The sequence below is a fragment of the Thalassobius sp. MITS945101 genome, assembly GCF_047123305.1.
Classification (GTDB): domain Bacteria; phylum Pseudomonadota; class Alphaproteobacteria; order Rhodobacterales; family Rhodobacteraceae; genus Thalassobius.
This window is the reverse complement of record NZ_CP138918.1, coordinates 2955131-2973646: the sequence shown is the minus strand read 5'-3', so window position 1 is coordinate 2973646 and position 18516 is coordinate 2955131. Positions and strand designations below refer to the sequence as shown.

Below are 18516 nucleotides of genomic sequence, written 5' to 3'. Positions count from 1 at the left end.
GAAAAATGAACCGGGGGAAACAGCTTGCAATCGCGACAATATCCGCCCTGTGTGCAGCCACGCCGATGCCCTCTTGGGCCGAGCAGTTGCGCATCCTGACGTCAATGCCCCCCAGCTTCTACACCCCTTTTGTAACAGCCTTTGAGGCCCACCATCCGCAGACCGATGTGATTGTGTTGAACAAGAACACCAATGCCTCGGTGGATGAGTTGTTGCGCGGCAATGAGCGGCGGTTTGACATCTTCTGGGCCTCCTCGCCGGAGCCCTTCGTTCTGTTGCAGCAAAACGATCTGGTGGCCTTGCACCCGGACGGCACACAGGCCGTGCATCCCTTTGCCTATTCGGCCTTTGGCTGGGCGCAACGGGCCAGTGATGCGGTACCAATCTCGCTCGACTGGGACAGCCTGCTGGATCCTGCGCTGGCGGGTAAGATTGCGATGGCGCGCCCGTCTCGATCCGGCTCCACCCATATGATGCTGGAGCGTTTTTTTCAGGTGCGTGGCTGGCACGAGGGCTGGGCCTACCTGCTGGAGCTGAGCGCCAACCTCTCAACCCTCACCGCCCGCAGTTTCACCGTGCTGGACGGGGTGGCCAGTGGCCGGTTCGAGATGGGGCTGACAATCGATTTTCTGGCCCACTCTCATCAAGGCGAGCCGCTGTCGCTCACCTATGGCAATCCGGCGATGGTAACGGCGGCGCGGCTGGCGGTACTGCGCGACGGCCAGTCTCGCACGGCGGCGGATCTCTTTGCGGGCTTTGTCACTTCAGACGACGGCCAGCGCCTGTTGCTGACCCCAGAAATTGCCCGCACACCCTATGTGGCCAAGATCCGCGCGGCCTCTGACGCGCCCTATCATCAGGTGCTGGAGGACGCGCTGGCGCTCACCTGGATGGAATATGACGCACCCCTTGCCAGTGCCCGTTACTGGGCAGTGAATGCCCTGTTTGACGCCTTCGTGTCCGAACCCTTTGCGCGGCGACAGTCTGTCTGGGCCCGCCTGCGCCGGCTGGAAGCGGCCCATTGGCCCAGCGACCGCGCGGCGCTGCTGGAGGTACGGCGGTTATTGACCACAATGCCCGTCACCGAGGCGCAACTGGGCGTGGAGGGCACGGCTACAAACTCCGGCGCGTTTGTTGCCCTGTCAGAGCAACAGTCCGCCCGCATGACACAGTGGCGCACCCTGTCACACAGCCAGCTGGACGCGGCAGAACTCGCGCTGTCTAAGATTGAAGATCAAGGCGTAAAGCAATGAAACAAATTGGGTCTTCCAGACAATCGGTGTGGAACCGCCTATTGCTGACAATCCTGGGCATCGTTGCCATTGTCTGGCTGGTGCTCACCGTGGCAATCCTGTTCTTTCTGCAGGTGCAGCGGGACTATGACCGGCTTGCACGGGATCAGATCCCCGATTTGGCCGTGGCCAACGAACTGGCGGAATACTCCGCACAACTGCTCACTGTCACAACCCGCATTCTGGGCCATGAGGCAGACAGCCCGCCTGCCGACCTGAGCGAGTTACAACAGATCCGCACCGGCCTGGGCGACAGCCTGAGCCGCCTGTCGAACAGCCAGAGCACCGCTCAGGACCAGGTAGCACGGATCACAGGTCACCTGGAAGAAATCACTTTCCTTCAAGCTAGTAGCGCAAAAACCTCACGTGAAATCAACATCCAGATGAACACACTGAGGTGGCTCAATGCCGACATTCAGGCCGAAGCTGACCCAATCCTCAGCGACTATGCGTTCAATATCTCGGTGGCCATGAGCAGTCTTGTCGCCTCCTCGGATCCGGCGTTTCGCAATCGTCAGGCCCTTCTGATTGACGAGGAAGGCAACAAGCGCGATGCAGTACGCCGGCTGGGAGATGGGGCTGCAATTGCCGTGACGCTGATGCTGCAGGGGGCTGTTGCCGGCAATGAGGCGCAACTGGCCCAGCTGCGCGGCTTGTCGGATGATGCGTTGGCCTCGTTGCCACCGCTTTTGGCGCAGTTGCCCGACCGGCCAGAGCTGACAACATTGAAACAATCCATCGAGGCGCTGTTTCCCGTTTCCACCAGCGCCCAAGGTCTGTTTCCGCTGCGCGCCACTTGGCTAAGGGCGCAGGTGCAAACCCTGGATCATGTCAACCGGCTGCAGCAGGACCTGCAGGCATTGCAGAGTGAGCTTTCATCCGTAAGCGCCTCACAACGTGTAGAAATTTTAACAGACACGGAGCAATCCCTGCGTTCATCGGAGCTGGCAATCCAATGGCTGATCGGGCTGACACTGCTGGCTGGTGTGGTTGGTGGATGGGCCTTGTGGGGGCCGATCCGCGGCGGGATTGTCCGCCCGCTGCGCCGTATGACGCGGCAGCTGAACGACATCGCGCAGGCGCAGAACCTTGGCACGCCCAGCAGCGATGAGAATGAGATCGCCCATCTGGCCCTGGTGATTGAGGAGTTCGAACGCTCGATCAAGACACGGGATCACGCCCTGGCGTCGCTGGAGGAAGAGGTGCGCGAACGTGAACGGGCGGTGGAGACGTTGAAGCAGACCCAGAAAGAGCTGATCCAGGCCGGGAAAATGGCGGCACTGGGACAAATGTCGGCTGGCATTGCGCATGAGCTGAACCAGCCTTTGGCGGCCATGCAGCACCGTGTGCATCAGTTACAGACCCTAGCAGCTGCGGCGCAAACAGACGGGTTAGAACGGCCTGTGCAAAGGCTGGAAGGGTTGATCGAGCGGATGAGTCGCACCATCACATACCTGCGCAATTTTGCCCGCCGCGCAGAGTTTAGTGACGACCCTCTGGTCCTGTCACACCTGCTGGAAGACGCGCTGGCGCTGGTCTCTGCCCGAGTGAAAGATGAAGCCGTGGAGGTTCATCTGGACAGCAGCCTGACCGGGTTGGAGGTACGTGGCGACAAGATCTTGATAGAACAGGTTCTGGTCAACCTCTTCTCCAATGCTCTGGATGCCATTGAGCCGGACAGCGCAACCCGCAAGATCATCATTACCGCAAATAAAACAAATCATTACACCGAGGTCTTCATGTCGGACACCGGTGCGGGACTGGGGGACATTTCCGCCTCTGAAGCGCTGGATCCCTTTGTCACCGGCAAAGAGGTCGGCAAAGGTTTGGGGCTTGGCTTGTCGATCTCTTACAACATCATGGCGGACATGGGGGGCGACCTGTCGCTGGCCGAAAACGCCGATGGGCCCGGCACCACCGCCCGCTTGACGCTGCGCACAGGCCCCGCTACCCCAAAGGGATGAAACCGCTGATTTACGTGGTCGACGACGATATCGACCTCCGCGACGCCATTCTCGACACCTTTGAACAGCACCGGCTGCCTACACAGGGCTTCGCGCGCGCCCGCGAGGTGCTGGAGGTTCTGGATCCCGAATGGCCCGGCGTCATCCTGACCGACATCCGCATGCCCGGGATGACCGGGCTGGAGCTGCTTGAAGAGGTGCGCAAAGACGCGCCGGATGTGCCGATCATCCTGTTTTCGGGTCATGCCGATGTGCCGGTTGCGGTACAGGCGATGAAGGCGGGCGTGTTTGAGTTTCTGGAAAAGCCGGTGCATCCCGAGCATCTGCATCAGGTGGTCCTGCGGGCCTTGAAAATGCGGCATCTGCAGATCGAGCTGGGCCAGATGCAACGACAGGCGCAGACCGGGCGCGGACTGACCGATCGCATCATTGGCCGATCCAAACCGATGCGCTACGTGCGGCGCGACATTCTGGCGGTGGCCCCCTTGCAGGTGGATGTGCTGCTGTGGGGGGAGACCGGTACCGGCAAGGCGCAGGTGGCCCGGGCGATCCACGATTTCTCCCCCCAAGCGGAGGCGGGGTTTGAGGTGGTCAACTGCTCGGCCCTCACGGCGGAGAACATCGAGCGGATGCTGTTCGAAACTGACGGTGCGTTGGAACGGGCCAGCGCTGGCACGCTTTACCTGCAAAGCCCAGACGCCCTGCCCGACCAGCTGCAAGCGCAGCTGTTGCGTGTGTTTGAAGGGGCCGCGCCGCGCATAATCGCCTCGGTCACGCGCAATCCTGACGACCTGTTGGCAGAGGGCGCTTTGCGGTCTGACCTGCTTTACCGGATCAACGTCGCGCAGATCGAATTGCCGCCACTGCGCGAACGCGGGCGGGATCTGTTTCACCTACTGGAACATTTCATCCGCGACGCAGCCGCCCGTCATGGCAAGGCGGCCAAGGATCTGCCAGTGCCGGATCTGGAGGCCTTTGGCAAATACCGCTGGCCCGGCAATGTGCGCGAGTTGCGCAACGTGGCCGAAAAGCTGGTGGTGGGCCTGACTGTACGGCTGGGCGACGGCCCCGGCGCACCGGTCACGGAAACCTATGACGAAGCAATGCTGCGGCTGGAACGCGAGCTGCTGACCAACGCGTTGATTCAGTGTGACGGAAAGAAAGGTAAGGCCGCAGATCTTTTAGGGATTCCGCGCAAACGTCTGTATCTGCGCCTGAAAAACTGTGGTTTGGACGGGTAGAACCACCAACTGGTGTCACAGATGACCCAAAATCATGGGTCACTTTTGACCCATTTCCTGAACCTTAACGATTTCGAAAACTGCGATTGAGCGGGCCGCCTACCCGCTCATAGCCTCCCCTCAGCGGGCCGCAAAATGTGGTCCGAATTTCTGGGAGGAAACCATGAAAAAACATATCCTGCGCACCACCGCTGCGGCGGCTGCGCTGATCTCGGCCAGTTCGGCCTTTGCAGGCGACAAGATCGTTGTTGTCACCTCGTTCCCCAACTCGATGACCGGTCCGATTGAGGCGGCGTTTGAGAAAGCGAACCCGGGCCATGATCTGGAGATCCTGAACAAGAAAACCTCAGCCGGGGTGAAATACATTCAGGAGATCGCCGACGGCAACACCGCCGATATCTTCTGGGCCTCGGCACCGGATGCTTTTGAAGTCCTGAAGGGCGACGGCCTGCTGGCCAAGGTCGACATCTCCTCGGACGGGATTCCTGACAAGATCGGCGCCTACCCGATGAACGATCCGGCCGGCTACTACTACGGTTTTGCGGCGGCGGGCTACGGCATCATGTGGAACGAACGTTACCTCAAAGGCAACGATCTGACTCCGGCGAAAAACTGGGCTGATCTGAAAGACGCCGCCTATCACGGCCACGTTGGCATGTCCGCGCCCAGCCGTTCCGGCACCACCCACCTGACCGTTGAAACCCTGCTGCAGGGCGAAGGCTGGGACAAAGGCTGGTCCGAATGGAAATGGATCGCGGGCAACTTCTCCACTGTGACCGAGCGCAGCTTTGGTGTGCCGGATGGCGTCAACACCGGTAACTTCGGTCTGGGCATCGTGATCGATTTCTTCGGTTTCTCGTCCAAGGCGTCGGGCTTCCCGGTTGATTTCGCCTATCCCGAAGTGACCGCACTGGTGCCGGCAAACATCGCCGTGGTGAACAACGCCCCCAACAGTGCAGGCGCCCAGGCGTTTGTGGAATATCTGCTGACCCCCGCCGGTCAGGAAGTTCTGCTGGATCCGGCCATCATGCGTCTGCCGATCAACCCCGCCACCTATGACAAAGCCCCCGAGGGCTTCCCGAACCCCTTCGCGGACAGTTCCATCGGGGCGGCGGTGAAGTTTGACGTGGCCAAATCCGGGGCGCGCTACAACCTCGTGAATTCGATGTTTGACGTGATGATCACCTACCGTTTGGACGACCTGCGCGCCGCTGTTGGGGCCGTACACAAGGCCGAAGCCAAACACGCTGGTGGTGACAACGCAGAAGCCAAGGCGCTGATCACCGAAGCCCGGGCCCTGATCGACGCCAACCCAATCGACGAAGCCAAATCGCTGGATGCCGAATTCGCCGGGATCTTCACCAAGAAGCGCAAGAAAGCCTCGGACGAAGTGGGCCAGCGTCAGGCCGAAGTGGAACAGGCCTGGGATTCGATGGTTGTCGAAAACTACCGCAAAGCCAAGGCATTGGCTGACAAGGCTGCAGCAATGTAAGCCTCCCTCTCCGGGGCGCTCCACCGCCCCGGCTCCCCGGCTTCGGTGTCAGATCCGCTAACTCCGACATCGAAGCCGCCTTCCTCTCCTACAGGTGAAACATGTCTTCCGTCCCTTCGAATAAGCCCGGAGGCCGCTCCCTTGTGGACCGTTTGCCCGGCTTCCTGTTTCCGCGCGTCTCTGGCCTGACCGCAACGGCGATCCTGATCGCCACGCTGCTGATCGGCCTGTTGATCGTGCCCGTTTTCCAAGTGATCTACGTTGCTTTCGTCGACCCCAACACCGGTGGTCTGACGCTGCAGAACTTCGTCGATTTCTTCCGCACCTCGCTGTTCCGCGAAAGCTTCTGGAACTCATTCTATGTCTCAGCCATGTCGGTGGTGATCGCCACGGTGATTGCGTTGCCGCTGGCCTATATCACCACCCGGTTTAACTTTGCCGGTTCCATCGTGATTCAGTCACTGGGCTTTATCCCGCTGATCATGCCGCCCTTTGTCGGCGCGGTGGCGATGCAGCTGATCTTTGGCCGCAATGGCACGGTGAACCTGCTGCTGAAAGAGCATTTCGGCATCTCGCTGCCGTTCATGGAGGGGCTCAACGGTGTGATCCTGGTGCAGTCGATCCACTATTTCCCCTTCATCCTGATCAACCTGTCGAACTCGCTGCGCAACATTGACCGCTCGATGGAAGAAGCCGCGCAGAACCTTGGATCCTACGGGATGCGCCTGTTCCGCCGGATTGTGTTCCCGCTGGCGATGCCCGGCTATATCGCTGGTGCGGCGCTGGTGTTCATCAAGGTGTTTGACGACCTTGGCACACCGCTGCTGCTGAACGTGAACAACATGCTGGCGCCCCAAGCCTTCCTGCGGATTTCCTCGATCGGGATCTCGGATCCGATGGGCTATGTGATCAGCTTCATCCTTGTGGCGTTTTCGATCCTGTCGCTCTGGGCCTCGTTCCTGGTGATGCGCGGCAAGGACTATTCCACCGTGCAAAAAGGCGGCGGTGGTCTGAGCAAACGGGACCTGAAAACCGGCGAGAAGGTCATGGCCTATAGCGTCGTGGGTCTGATCCTGCTGTTCGTCCTGTCGCCCCATATCGGTCTGGCGCTACTGAGCTTTGCCACGATCTGGAGCTTCGCACCTCTGCCCGACGCCTACACCTGGGCCAACTATGTGACCATGTGGGAAGGGTCCAAACAGTATATCGTCAACACCTTGCTATACGCTGGCATCGCGGCGGTTCTGGACGTCATCATCGGCACCGCGATTGCCTACATCGTGATCCGCACCGGCATCTTTGGCCGCAAGGCGCTGGACTATCTGGCCACGGCCGCACTGGCGGTGCCGGGTGTGGTGCTGGGGATCGGCTATCTGCGGACCTTCCATGCGATTGACGTGCCGTTCAGCAATCAGCCGATGGCCAGCTGGTGGGTGATCATTGCACTGGCCCTGATGATCCGCCGCCTGCCCTATGCGCTGCGGGCCTGCACGGCCGCGCTGCAACAGGTCAGCCTGGCACTGGAAGAAGCCGCCGAAAGCCTTGGCGCCACCAAAGCCTCCACCATCCGCCGCGTGGTGATCCCACTGATGTCGGGCGGTATTCTGGCCGGTTTCGTGACCAGTTTCGCCACCGCCGCAGTCGAACTTTCGGCCACCATCATGCTGGTAAGCTCGGAAAGTGACGCCCCATTGGCCTACGGCATCTACCTGTTCATGCAGACACCTTCGGGCCGTGGCGCAGGCGCTGCGCTGGGGATCGTGGCCGTGCTTCTCGTGGCGCTGGGGACCTTCCTGTCTCAGGTGATCATCGAACGTGACAAGAAATTCAAAACGACGGAACCGCATTAAGCGGCCGTCAGGAGCAAACCAATGAGCAACCAACTTCCTGGAATTGAGATTTCCAACGTCCACCTGTCTTTTGGCGACACCGAGGTTCTGACCGGCGTCAATCTGGACATCAAACCGGGCGAGTTCTTCGCCTTCCTTGGGCCATCGGGTTCGGGCAAATCCACACTGCTGCGCTCTATCGCGGGCTTCGGCCCACGCCCATCCGGCTCGATCAGGATTGGCGGTCGTGATGTGGTCGATCTGCCGCCGTGGAAACGCAATGTCGGCATGGTGTTCCAGTCCTACGCGCTCTGGCCACATATGTCGGTGCGCGAAAACGTCGGCTTTGGCCTGAAAGAGCGCAAAATGAATACCGCAGAGATTGGCCCCAAGGTCGATGCTGCGCTGGAACTGGTCGGGTTGACCCATCTGGCGGACCGGATGCCGAACCAGCTGTCGGGCGGCCAGCAACAGCGGATCGCGCTGGCCCGCACCGTGGTGGTAGAGCCTGAGGTTCTGCTGTTGGATGAACCATTGTCGAACCTTGATGCCTCTCTGCGGGTGCAGATGCGGCGCGAGCTGCTGGCGCTCCAGCGCAAGCTGGGGCTGACCACCATCTTCGTGACCCACGATCAGGAAGAGGCCAACACCACAGCGGACCGTATGGCGGTGCTGGACAAAGGGGTGATCCAACAGATCGGCACGCCGCAGGACCTATACGACACGCCCGTGAACCTGTTTGTCGCCAACTTCCTGGGCACCGCCAACATTTTGGAAGGTGCCGTTGAGAAACAGGGCGAGGCCGCGCGGTTTGTTACCAAAACCGGCGACGCGCTGAACCTGACCGGGGGGGGCGCAGGCCAAGGTTCGATCGTGCTGCGCCCCCAGAACATGCGGATTGTCGATCAGGCGGGCGCGGATACGCTGCGGGGCAAAGTGCTGCACCGTGAGTTTCTGGGCAGTCAGATCCGCTACATCGTCCAGACCTCCGGCACCGAAATGATCGTGGACCAGTTCCACCATGCCGGCGAAACCTGGCGCGAGACGGGATCGGATGTGCATCTGCATGTGAACACGGAGGATGCGGTCATTGTCACCGCCTAAGCCTTCCGATCTTGCACCGGTGCAAGCGCCGCGTCTGCTGCTGTTGCGCCACGGCGAAACCCGGTGGAACCGCGAACACCGGCTGCAAGGGCGGCAAAACTCGGAGTTGACCCCACGGGGTCGGCTCCACGCGGCGGCGCAGGGGGCGATCCTGAAAGATCTGGTGGGCACGACCCGGTTTCAAGCCGTCACCAGCCCCTTGGGGCGGGCGCGGCAAACGGCCGGGATTGCGCTGGCCCCACTGGGACTGACGCCAGCGATTGAACCACGCGTGCAGGAAATCAGCGCCGGAACTTGGGAAGGCAAAACCTATGCTGAGGTCACCGGTCATGAAACGGCCAGTGAGCTGCCGACGGCGGACCTGATGCGTCTTTTCCTCAACGCGCCGGAGGGCGAAGGCTACACCAACTTGCGTACCCGCTGCCGTGACTTCCTGACCAGCTTGCAAGGGCCAACCATTGTGGTGACCCACTGGATTGCACTGGCCACACTGCGGGGCCTCTTGCGCGGCCTGTCACAGGAACAGGTCTGTCAACTCGACCGCCAACAGGGCGTGGTGTTTGAAATCAAGGAGGGGGTGGAACAATGCCACCACCCCGCCGCCATCGGCACCGCCGCGCTTTAACCAGAACACGGGCCACTTCTCCCTGACCGTTCTTTGGGGTGGCCCGCCGCTGAAGCCCGCCGGTTTCGGCAAAACGAAAGGCCCGGGAACCTCCCCCCGGGCCTTTCACATACGCAGAGGTCCACGCTTACTTTGCAGCGATCACAATCACTTCGACCTTGTAGTCCGGCGTTGCCAGCGCGGATTCACCGGTGGCACGGGCCGGTGCGTGGCCTTCCGGCACCCAGGCGTCCCAAACGGCGTTCATCTCGGCAAAATCCGCCATATCGGCCATCCAGATGGTGGTCGACAGGATCTTGGTCTTGTCCGAGCCCGCTTCGGCCAGCAAGGCGTCCACTTTATCCAGACAATCCTGGGTCTGTTGTGCTACCGGCGCGCCAGCGGTGCCGACCTGGCCGGCCAGATAGATGGTGTCGCCATGGATGACCATCTGGCTCATACGAGCCCCCGTGTGTTTGCGAATGATTTCAGCCATTTCCTTGCCTCTTTCTCAGGAGTTCAAAAACCGTTCCGGCGCAAGCGCCGACAGGATGGGCGCAGCTAACCCGGGATCGGATCCAATGACAAGCGCCTCTGTTAAGGCCGCCAGCGCCGGGGCGGTTTGCACGCCATAGCCGCCTTGCCCGGCCAGCCAGTACAGACCCTCAGTCGCAGGATCAAACCCAACCACAGGCGTGCGATCCGCAGCAAAGGTCCGCATCCCCGCCCAGGAATGTTCGACCCGCGTCACCTCCAGCGTGACCATTTGTTCAAACCGGTGCAGCCCTTCCGCAAGCACCATGTCGTCGGCCCAGAGGTCATGTGGTTCCACCGGATCCTCATCGGCGGGTGACACCATCAGCTTGCCCGCTTCGGGCTTGGCGTACCAGGTCTCGCTGGCAGAACAGACCATCGGCCAGGCCATCACATCCGCCCCCACGGGCCCCGGAATGATCGCTGCGGACCGGCGACAGGGCGTCAGCGCAATCGGCACGCCGCCCGCCATCTGCCCAACACCTTCGGCCCAGCCGCCAGCGGCATTCACCACAATGGGCGCCTGATAGCTTTCCTCGCCCGTTGTCACGGTCCAGACCCCGTCAGCGCGCGCCATCTGCGCAACCCGCGCTTTGGTCACCAAACGACCGCCACGCGCCCGCATCAGGCGCAGATAGCCCGACAGCATTCGGTCCACATCAATGTCTTGGGCATCCCATTCGATCATCGCGCCCGCAATCCGTTCAACCCGCATCATCGGGATCAACTCACCCACCTGCTGCGCCGTCAGCCGCTCCAACCCGTCAGATCCCGCCATATAGTCCTCAAAGACCGGCAGTTCCTCTTCGGTCGCCACCATCACTTCACCACGCGGGGACAACAGGCTGCTGTCGGAAATCCCCTCCGGCTGCTCCAACACGGGGGCCGAAGCCGCGTTCAACGCCCGCAGGGTTGCATTGCCATAGTTGCGCACAAAAATCGCGGCTGAGCGTCCGGTGGAATGATAGCCATGCTGCGGCTCCGCCTCCAACACCACAACCGAGCCATGCTGCGCCAGATGCGCCGCCGCCGACATACCGGCAATCCCACCACCGATCACAATAAGATCCGTAACGTGCACAACGCCCCTCCTGTTCGCGCCACTGGAACGCGGCCAAGTCCAAAAGTAAAGAGCGCCCCGCTGTCGGGACGCCCTTTCATCTTGCCTAAATTACTCTGGGGGTGAGGGCGCAGCCCGAGGGGGCAACGCCCCCTGCGTTCAGACCTGCCCACGCCCTATCCTGTCACACGGCTTCCAAGGCGATGGCTATACCCTGCCCCACGCCAATGCACATGGTTGCCAAAGCCCGTTTGCCGCCGTTCAGCTGCATCTCCAGCGCGGCCGATCCGGTGATCCGCGCGCCTGACATGCCCAAGGGATGGCCCAGCGCAATGGCGCCGCCATTGGGGTTCACACGTGGATCATCATCGTCAATGCCCAGATCGCGCAGCGTCGCCAGACCCTGGCTGGCAAAGGCTTCGTTCAGCTCAATCACGTCGAAGTCTTCCTGCGTCAGCCCCAGACGGTCCATCAGCTTCTTCGACGCCGGCGCCGGCCCAAATCCCATGATGCGCGGGGCCAGACCAACCGAGGCACCGCCAAGCACTTTGGCAATCGGCTTAAGCCCGTGTTTCTCCACCGCCTCGGCCGAGGCAATGATCAGCGCCGCCGCCCCGTCGTTTACACCCGAGGCATTGCCAGCCGTGACCGATCCCCCTTCGCGGAAAGGTGCGCGCAGCTTAGCGAGGTTCTCAACAGTGGTCGCAGGACGCGGATGTTCATCGGTATCCACCACCACATCGTCTCCCTTGCGCTGTGGGATCACAACAGATGTGATTTCCATGGCCAACCGGCCATTTTCCATCGCCGCGCCCGCCTTTTGCTGCGAGCGCACGGCGAAGGCGTCCTGATCTGCGCGCGAGATGCCGAAGTCCTCGGCCACGTTTTCCGCGGTCTCCGGCATGGAATCGATACCGTATTGTTCCTTCATCAGCGGATTCACAAAGCGCCAGCCGATGGTGGTATCAAAAACCTCATTGGCGCGACTGAAGGCGGTGGAGGCCTTTGGCATCACAAACGGTGCGCGCGTCATGCTTTCGACGCCGCCCGCAATGATCAGATCGGCCTCTCCACATTTGATCGCACGGGCCGCGGCAATCACCGCATCCATGCCCGAGCCACAAAGCCGGTTCATCGTGGTGCCCGGCACAGTTTCCGACAGACCTGCCAGCAGAGCCGCCATACGTGCCACGTTGCGGTTGTCTTCGCCCGCCTGGTTGGCGCAGCCGTAGATCACCTCGTCCACGGCGGACCAGTCGATGTCATGACGGTCCATCAGCGCCTTGATCGGCACCGCCCCCAGATCATCCGCCCGGACCGAGGCCAGCGCCCCGCCAAACCGGCCAATTGGGGTGCGCACATAATCGCAAATATAGGCTTCCTGCATCTCTCTCTTCCTTTTTGTTACAGCTCCGGCGCGATCAGATCGCCCACCGGCCCGTTCGTTGTCAGTTCCGCCCCCGTAAGGGCTTGCAAATCTTCCATGCTGATGGCGGGTAGTTTTTCGCGCAGGACAAATCGCCCGGCTTCGACATCCACCACCGCCAGTGAGGTGTAAATCCGAGTCACGCAGCCGACGCCCGTCAGCGGCATGGTGCAGCTGGCCACCAGTTTAGGGTCGCCTTTTTTGGTCACATGATCGGTCAGAACGGCAACCCGTTTGGCCCCATGCACCAGATCCATCGCACCGCCCACCGCAGGCACGCCACCGCGCCCTGTGGACCAATTGGCCAGATCGCCGTTTTCCGCCACCTGATAGGCGCCCAGGATGGCCACATCCAGATGACCACCGCGCACCATGGCAAAACTATCGGCATGGTGAAAGAAGGCCGAACCCGGCTTCAGCGTGATTGCCTTTTTGCCCGCATTGATCAGATCCCAGTCTTCCTCGCCAGCTGCCGGGGCCTCGCCAAAGCCCAGAACCCCGTTTTCGGTGTGAAAGATAGCTTCGCGCCCCTCAGGCTGAAATTTCGCCACCATCTCGGGGAAGCCGATGCCAAGGTTCACATAAGCCCCGTCTTCGATATCTTGCGCCGCGCGCCAGGCGATCTGGGCGTTGCTCAGCTTGATCTCAGCCAGTTGTTCCATCGTCATCTTGCTCATGGGTAAACGGCCTCCGCCCGGTTCAGCGCTTCTTCCTGTGCGGGCTCTGCCACTTCGACCACGGTGTTCACAAAGATGCCCGGGGTCACCACCTGTTCCGGATCGATGCCGCCAAGGGGCACCACACGCGAAACCTGCGCAATAGTGTGGGTCGCCGCTGTGGCCATCAGCGGATTAAAGTTCCGAGCCGCCATCCGGTAGCTGAGGTTGCCCATCGCATCGCCCAGCTCGGCCTTGATGATGGCATAATCTGCCTTCAGCCAGCGTTCCTGCACATAGGGCTTGCCGTCAAATTCTGCGGTCGGTTTTCCAACCGCCAGATCTGTTCCGTAAGACGTGGGCGTGTGAAAGGCCGGAATGCCCGCCCCACCGGCGCGGATCCGTTCGGCCAGCGTGCCCTGTGGCACCAGCTCCAACTCAATCTCACCGGCCAAGTACATTTCGGTAAAAACACGTGGATCCGCCGAACGGGGAAAGGAACAGATCAGCTTCTTCACCCGTTTCTGTTCAATCAACGCCGCCAGCCCCACATGGCCGTTGCCTGCATTGTTGTTCACCACGGTCAGATCCCGCGCACCGCTGTCGATCAATGCATGGATCAGCTCAATCGGCGCGCCAGAGCCGCCGAAACCGCCAATCATCACACGCGCGCCATCGGGAATGCCCGCCACCGCTTCGGCCAGAGTTGCCACCTGTTTGTCCATCTGAAGTCCTTAGAGCCGTTTCCCCTGTCTCCACCAGAGCTAATCCGACCCACCGGTCGGTTTCCATAGATTTTGTGCGGATCTTGACATTTGTTCACATGCTGTGAATATCTGTGCGCATGGTGAACAAACCAACTGATACCATCGCCTCTTTCGCCAAAGGCCTGCGCGTGATCGAAGCCTTTAGCGCCGATACCCCGCGCCTGACCATCACTGAGGTGGCAGCCCAAACCGGGCTGGACCGCGCCACCGCGCGGCGCTGCCTGTTGACGCTGCATCACGAAGGTTACGCCGATTATGACGGCAAGTTCTTCGCCCTGACCCCGCGGGTCCTGCGCCTGGGGTTGGCGGCGCTGTCGTCCATGCCCCTGCCACAGGTGGTGCAACCCTGGCTCGACCAACTGTCTGAAACCATCGGCCAAAGCTGCTCTGTCTCGATTCTCGAAGGGGATGAGATTGTCTATATCGCCCGCGCAGCGCAGAAACGGCTGATGTCCATCGGGTTGATGCCCGGTTCCCGCTTGCCAGCCCATTGCACCTCCATGGGCCGCGTGTTGCTGGCCGCTCTACCGGAACCAGAGGCCCGTGCCCTGCTGGAGCAGACGGACCTCAGCCCGCGCACGCCGCAAAGCCTCGCCAATGTCCCGGACCTTCTGGGTGCGCTCGCCACGATCCGTCAGCAGGGCTATGCGCTGGTGGATCAGGAGGTTGAGCCGGGCCTGCGCTCTCTGGCGATACCGGTCTTGAACCACCGCGACCAAACTGTTGCGGCCCTCAACATCGGCACGGCCGCCACAGCTGCTGATCCGCAAACCATCGTGCATGATTATCTGCCGGCCCTGTTACAGGTGCAGGACAGCCTGAAACGGGTGCTGAACTGACTTCTTCTTGGGACAAATATCCTGGGTGAATGGGGTCAAAACCTGTTTTGATCCCAGAGGGCAACGCCCTCCTACCCCGCCAGCAAGGCAGAGCCTGCCATATAGATCAGCCGCAACGCGATCAGCGCCAGCACCACGCTTAAGACACGGTGGAACCCGTGATCGCTCATCCGGCTCAGCACCAGTTTGCCCGCCCATGTGCCCGCCACACCGGACAGGACCAGTGCCACGATGAACCCCACCCAGGGCGCCAAGGCAAAACCTAGCATGGTAAACATCGCCACCTTCAGCCCGTGTTGCAGGGTCATGAACATCGCATGGGTCGCCACCTGATCATGCCGCGCCATTTTGCGTGGCTTCAGATAGGCGGCGACGAACGGGCCGGTTGCCCCAAAGAACATGGTTAGGAAACTGGACACCAGCCCGCTAACCCACCCAGCATGGCGCAGCCAACGCGGCGGTGAGGCGATGAGCGTCCACAGGATGAAGAGCCCCACCGCCAATTGCATATAGGCAGGCGGCAGGCTGACCACGATCTGGCCGCCGAGGGCGATGCCAGCAACCGTCCCGATCAGGAAGCCAGGCACCAGCGCCCATTGAATGGTGCGCCACATCATGCCCGCCCGCGCCACGTTTGATCCCAGCTGCACCCAGCCATGCACCGGAATCAGCGCTGCTGGCGGCAGGGTTGCGGCCAGCAGCGCCAGCATCACCAGCCCGCCACCCAGACCAAAAGCCGCCGAAATGGCCGAGGTCGCAAAGCTGGCCCCGATCAGCGCCAAGGAGGTCCAGAGCGGCAATTCGGACGGCAGAGCAGCAAGGAACATGTCAAACATCATTGGGCCTCAAATCGGTATACCTCCGCATACCAATCGACCCGGAGCGTGACAATCTTCATCATTTGTTACTCATTTCAGAGCCACTGCAAAAATGCGTAACATTTTCCTTGCCTCGAATCTGCACCTCACGTATCCCTAACCGCATGGTCAGCTTTGCATCCCATCGCGATCCGCTGCCCTACAGACAGACACATCGGCCCTTGGGGCCACTCTGGGAGGTCCCTGCCATGTACGCGCAAATGGTCAAATCCACCGGCTCCGGCGCCAAATCTCGCGAAGAGATGACGCCTGAAGAAGCTGCCTTTCAGGACAAGATCGACGCCGATATCAAAATCGAGCCTCGCGATTGGATGCCAGAGGGCTATCGCAAAACCCTGATCCGTCAGATGGGTCAGCACGCACATTCCGAAATCGTCGGCCAGCTGCCCGAAGGCAACTGGATCACCCGCGCCCCTACGCTGGAACGCAAGGCGATCCTTTTGGCCAAGGTGCAGGATGAGGCGGGCCACGGGCTCTACCTCTACTCCGCTGCCGAAACGCTGGGCATTACCCGCGATGAGATGACCGAACAGCTGCTGGACGGGCGTGCCAAATATTCCTCGATCTTCAACTATCCCACGCTGAACTGGGCCGATATCGGCGCCGTGGGTTGGCTGGTCGATGGGGCCGCGATTATGAACCAGGTGCCGCTGCAGCGGACCTCTTACGGTCCCTATTCCCGCGCCATGATCCGCATCTGTAAGGAAGAGAGCTTCCATCAGCGTCAGGGCTACGACATCGTGATGAAGATGGCGCAGGGTTCCCCTGAGCAGAAGAAGATGGCGCAGGATGCGCTGAACCGCCTGTGGTATCCGTCGCTGATGATGTTCGGTCCCTCGGACAAGGACTCGGTCCATTCGGCGCAGTCGATGGCGTGGAAGATCAAGATCAACACCAACGATGAGCTGCGCCAGAAGTTTGTGGACCAGACCGTGCCGCAGGCCGAATTCCTCGGCCTGACAATTCCGGATGAGAACCTCAAATGGAATGAGGACAAAGGCGGCTATGACTTCTCCGAACCCGATTGGGGCGAGTTCTTTGACGTGCTGAAAGGCAACGGCCCCTGCAATCAGGACCGCATGGCGACCCGCAATAAAGCCTGGGACGAAGGTGCCTGGGTCCGCGAAGGCCTGATGGCCCATGCCGAAAAGAAAGCCGAGAAAAAGCGCGCCGCCGCAATGGCCGCGCAGCAGGCGGCTGAGTAAGCCGCCCTTACCGATATATCCAGCCACCCCGCCAGATGCGCCGCGGGTGTGCGAGACAGGAGGACAGAACATGTCACAGGAATGGCCCCTCTGGGAAATCTTCATCCGCGGCCAGCACGGCCTCAGCCACCGTCACGTCGGCAGCCTGCATGCGCCGGACGCCGAAATGGCGATCAAAAACGCCCGCGACGTCTACACCCGCCGCAATGAAGGTGTGTCGATCTGGGTTGTTGAGGCCAAACATATCTCGGCCACCGCACCGGGCGAAAAAGGCCCGCTGTTTGAACCCAGCGAAAGCAAGGTCTATCGTCACCCGTCGTTCTTCGACATCCCCGAAGAAGCGGGGCACATGTGATGGGCGCGGCAGAGAAACTGGCTGAGATGACACAGGACCAGCTGGTGCAATACCTGCTGCGTCTGGGCGACAACACTTTGGTGCTGGGCCATCGCGTCAGCGAATGGTGCGGCAAATCCCCGGTGCTGGAAGAGGACATCGCGCTGGCCAACACGGCGCTGGATCTGCTGGGCCAGACCCAGCTGTGGCTGGGCCACGCCGCAGATGTGCAGGGCGAAGGCAAATCGGCCGATGATCTGGCTTTCCTGCGCGACGTCTGGGACTTCCGCAATGTGTTGCTGGTGGAGCTGCCGAACGGTGACTTTGGCCAGACCTTGATGCGCCAGTTCCTGTTTGATGCCTATCATGCGGTGCTGCTGGCGGAGTTGGTAAACTCCACCGATGCCACCATTTCGGCGATTGCCGAAAAAGCCAGCAAAGAGGTCGCCTACCACCTGGAACGCTCGCGCGACACGGTGATTGGTCTGGGTGATGGCACCGAGGAAAGCCACAACCGGATGCAGGCATCGCTGGATCTGCTCTGGCCCTATGTCGGTGAGATGTTCCACTCTGACGCTGTGGATGCCGCCGCATTTGCTGCAGGGATCGGCCCTGATCCGGCCAGCCTGCGCGCGGGTTTTGACGCCATCGTTTCTGCCGCGTTGACAGAGGCCACGCTGGTGAAACCCGAAAGCACCTTCGCCCACAAGGGCGGCCGCACTGGCGCCATGCACACCGAACATCTGGGCCACATGCTGTGCCAGATGCAGTGGCTGCAGCGCGCCTATCCCGGCAATAAGTGGTAACGGACGGATGACTGCAACGGCGCTTCCCTCAACAGATCAGGTCTGGGACTGGCTCCATCAGGTGCCAGATCCCGAGATCCCGGTGATTTCCCTCACCGATCTGGGCATCATCCGCGATGTTGCCTTTGAGGGCGAAACCTGCGTGGTCACCGTGACCCCCACCTATTCGGGCTGTCCGGCCACATCGATCATCAATCTGGATATCGAAACCGCCCTGCGCGATCACGGCTTGCGCGACATAGAACTGCGCCGCCAACTGTCACCGGCCTGGACCACCGACTGGATGACAAAGGCGGGCCGCGACAAGCTGGCCGCCTATGGCATCGCGCCACCACAACCCGCCGGTGGGCCGGACAAATGCCCCCATTGCGGCAGTCATCATGTGGAGCGGCTGAGCCAGTTCGGCTCGACCCCCTGCAAGGCGCAATGGCGCTGCACCGACTGCCTGGAACCCTTTGACTACTTCAAGTGCATCTGACGGAGCC

At 61.1% G+C, this 18516-nt stretch carries 18 protein-coding genes; 12 read left to right on the top strand and 6 right to left on the bottom strand.

Features of this window, described 5'->3' with window-relative positions; genetic code table 11:
• Positions 1 to 5: 5 nt before the first annotated feature.
• The 7 genes from SIC14_RS14770 to SIC14_RS14740 all read left to right on the top strand — a co-directional run bounded on the left by SIC14_RS14770 (position 6) and on the right by SIC14_RS14740 (position 9547).
• Entirely contained in the window at positions 6 to 1253 is a 1248-nt protein-coding gene (locus SIC14_RS14770) for an ABC transporter substrate-binding protein (protein WP_412562682.1), read from the top strand.
• A gap of 41 nt (positions 1254 to 1294) precedes the next feature.
• Positions 1295 to 3256 (top strand): sensor histidine kinase, encoded by a 1962-nt coding sequence (locus tag SIC14_RS14765; protein WP_412562681.1) that lies wholly within the window; start codon positions 1295 to 1297, stop codon positions 3254 to 3256.
• Positions 3253 to 4497 carry a sigma-54-dependent transcriptional regulator gene (locus SIC14_RS14760; RefSeq protein WP_412562680.1) on the top strand — a complete coding sequence of 415 codons (1245 nt, stop codon included), beginning with the start codon at positions 3253 to 3255 and terminating at the stop codon, positions 4495 to 4497. The genes SIC14_RS14765 and SIC14_RS14760 overlap by 4 nt, the downstream gene beginning before the upstream one ends.
• Before the next feature lie 163 nt (positions 4498 to 4660).
• Positions 4661 to 5989 carry an ABC transporter substrate-binding protein gene (locus SIC14_RS14755; RefSeq protein WP_412562679.1) on the top strand — a complete coding sequence of 443 codons (1329 nt, stop codon included), beginning with the start codon at positions 4661 to 4663 and terminating at the stop codon, positions 5987 to 5989.
• 143 nt (positions 5990 to 6132) lie between these two features.
• Positions 6133 to 7839 (top strand): ABC transporter permease, encoded by a 1707-nt coding sequence (locus tag SIC14_RS14750; RefSeq protein WP_412562678.1) that lies wholly within the window; start codon positions 6133 to 6135, stop codon positions 7837 to 7839.
• A gap of 21 nt (positions 7840 to 7860) precedes the next feature.
• The gene (locus SIC14_RS14745) at positions 7861 to 8922 is read left to right on the top strand and encodes an ABC transporter ATP-binding protein (protein ID WP_412562677.1); all 1062 of its coding nucleotides are present in this window, start codon (positions 7861 to 7863) and stop codon (positions 8920 to 8922) included.
• Complete coding sequence (locus tag SIC14_RS14740) at positions 8909 to 9547, top strand: histidine phosphatase family protein (protein ID WP_412562676.1); 639 nt, start codon at positions 8909 to 8911, stop codon at positions 9545 to 9547. The genes SIC14_RS14745 and SIC14_RS14740 overlap by 14 nt, the downstream gene beginning before the upstream one ends.
• Positions 9548 to 9674: 127 nt before the next feature.
• Here the strand turns inward: SIC14_RS14740 and SIC14_RS14735 are convergent, their stop codons facing one another.
• The 5 genes from SIC14_RS14735 to SIC14_RS14715 form a co-directional block, all read right to left on the bottom strand.
• Positions 9675 to 10022, bottom strand: a complete 348-nt coding sequence (locus tag SIC14_RS14735) for a RidA family protein (RefSeq protein ID WP_412562675.1) — start codon at positions 10020 to 10022, stop codon at positions 9675 to 9677.
• 15 nt (positions 10023 to 10037) lie between these two features.
• Positions 10038 to 11141: an NAD(P)/FAD-dependent oxidoreductase gene (locus SIC14_RS14730; RefSeq protein ID WP_412562674.1), complete on the bottom strand. Its 1104-nt coding sequence runs from the start codon at positions 11139 to 11141 to the stop codon at positions 10038 to 10040.
• A 163-nt stretch (positions 11142 to 11304) separates the two neighbouring features.
• On the bottom strand, positions 11305 to 12507 hold the full coding sequence (pcaF, locus tag SIC14_RS14725; protein ID WP_412562673.1) for a 3-oxoadipyl-CoA thiolase: 1203 nt from the start codon (positions 12505 to 12507) through the stop codon (positions 11305 to 11307).
• Between the two features lie 17 nt (positions 12508 to 12524).
• Positions 12525 to 13214, bottom strand: coding sequence for a 3-oxoacid CoA-transferase subunit B (locus SIC14_RS14720; protein WP_412565875.1), 690 nt, complete (start codon positions 13212 to 13214; stop codon positions 12525 to 12527).
• 5 nt (positions 13215 to 13219) lie between these two features.
• A complete protein-coding gene (locus tag SIC14_RS14715; protein ID WP_412562672.1) occupies positions 13220 to 13927 on the bottom strand; it encodes a 3-oxoacid CoA-transferase subunit A in 708 nt (235 codons plus the stop codon).
• A gap of 119 nt (positions 13928 to 14046) precedes the next feature.
• Here SIC14_RS14715 and SIC14_RS14710 point away from each other — a divergent pair, with 119 nt between their 5' ends.
• Positions 14047 to 14808 (top strand): IclR family transcriptional regulator, encoded by a 762-nt coding sequence (locus SIC14_RS14710; protein WP_412562671.1) that lies wholly within the window; start codon positions 14047 to 14049, stop codon positions 14806 to 14808.
• A 71-nt stretch (positions 14809 to 14879) separates the two neighbouring features.
• Here the strand turns inward: SIC14_RS14710 and SIC14_RS14705 are convergent, their stop codons facing one another.
• Complete coding sequence (locus tag SIC14_RS14705; RefSeq protein ID WP_412562670.1) at positions 14880 to 15635, bottom strand: sulfite exporter TauE/SafE family protein; 756 nt, start codon at positions 15633 to 15635, stop codon at positions 14880 to 14882.
• A gap of 239 nt (positions 15636 to 15874) precedes the next feature.
• Between SIC14_RS14705 and paaA the strand changes: the two genes are divergently transcribed.
• The 4 genes from paaA to paaD all read left to right on the top strand — a co-directional run bounded on the left by paaA (position 15875) and on the right by paaD (position 18509).
• Complete coding sequence (gene paaA, locus SIC14_RS14700; RefSeq protein WP_412562669.1) at positions 15875 to 16891, top strand: 1,2-phenylacetyl-CoA epoxidase subunit PaaA; 1017 nt, start codon at positions 15875 to 15877, stop codon at positions 16889 to 16891.
• A gap of 70 nt (positions 16892 to 16961) precedes the next feature.
• A complete protein-coding gene (gene paaB / locus SIC14_RS14695; protein WP_058244034.1) occupies positions 16962 to 17246 on the top strand; it encodes a 1,2-phenylacetyl-CoA epoxidase subunit PaaB in 285 nt (94 codons plus the stop codon).
• The gene (paaC, locus tag SIC14_RS14690) at positions 17246 to 18031 is read left to right on the top strand and encodes a 1,2-phenylacetyl-CoA epoxidase subunit PaaC (RefSeq protein WP_412562668.1); all 786 of its coding nucleotides are present in this window, start codon (positions 17246 to 17248) and stop codon (positions 18029 to 18031) included. Before paaB ends, paaC begins: the two co-directional genes overlap by 1 nt.
• Positions 18032 to 18038: 7 nt before the next feature.
• Positions 18039 to 18509, top strand: coding sequence for a 1,2-phenylacetyl-CoA epoxidase subunit PaaD (gene paaD / locus SIC14_RS14685; RefSeq protein ID WP_412562667.1), 471 nt, complete (start codon positions 18039 to 18041; stop codon positions 18507 to 18509).
• Positions 18510 to 18516: the final 7 nt, after the last annotated feature.